This is a genomic window from Noviherbaspirillum sp. ST9, assembly GCF_048799745.1.
Lineage (GTDB): Bacteria > Pseudomonadota > Gammaproteobacteria > Burkholderiales > Burkholderiaceae_D > Noviherbaspirillum.
Genome location: NZ_JBLWFR010000105.1, coordinates 1 through 654 on the forward strand (window position 1 = coordinate 1; position 654 = coordinate 654).

The following is a 654-nucleotide window of genomic DNA, read 5'->3' on the forward strand; positions in this document are numbered from 1 at the left end:
GCCGTGCGGACCAGCCTTGCTGAAGGTGCAGTTAGAGTTACTAAGCTGGGCTTACAAAGGAGCATTACTCCCGGAGAGCAGGCTGTTACAGAGGGAGGAAACATTGCCGTAAGTGCCGCAAATATAGATAAAGCCTTAGCCTGGAAAGATGGCATGTTCTGGTTCGAAGAAGACAATATGGAAGAGATTATGGAGCAAGTTGCCCGGTGGTATAATGTAGAGATCAGTTATAGAGGAGAGGCTTCTCCAAAGAGGCTCACAGGAAATGTTCGCCGGCAAGCTAAATTATCCCAAGTATTGCAGATGCTTAATTTAGTTAGCGGAGCGGGGTTTGAAATAGACGGAAGGAAAGTAATAGTAAATTTTAATAAATAGAACGGAGATATAGAAATGAGAAAATAGTATACCAGAAACATACAAGAACCCAAAAAGGAGAGGCGGTGGCACGCCCCTCCCAAAATCAGGGTCTACACAGCAATCACTTGTTAATTAATTACAGAGTACTAACCCCAACGTTACAAAAGTATGAAACAAATCCTTCCCGGCAATAAGTCGGGAATACACACAATTTCACCCTCTAAAGTCATATTGATTATGAAACTGACTGTTGCCCTCATGCTAACAGCCTGTCTTGGAGTACAAGCCGCAGGCTTT

General features: G+C 43.6%; 1 protein-coding gene. It reads left to right on the plus strand.

Features of this window, described 5'->3' with window-relative positions:
• On the plus strand, window positions 1-375 hold a 375-nt coding region (locus ACNOHI_RS25000), incomplete at its 5' end, for a FecR family protein (RefSeq protein ID WP_420477432.1).
• Window positions 376-654 lie beyond the last annotated feature (279 nt).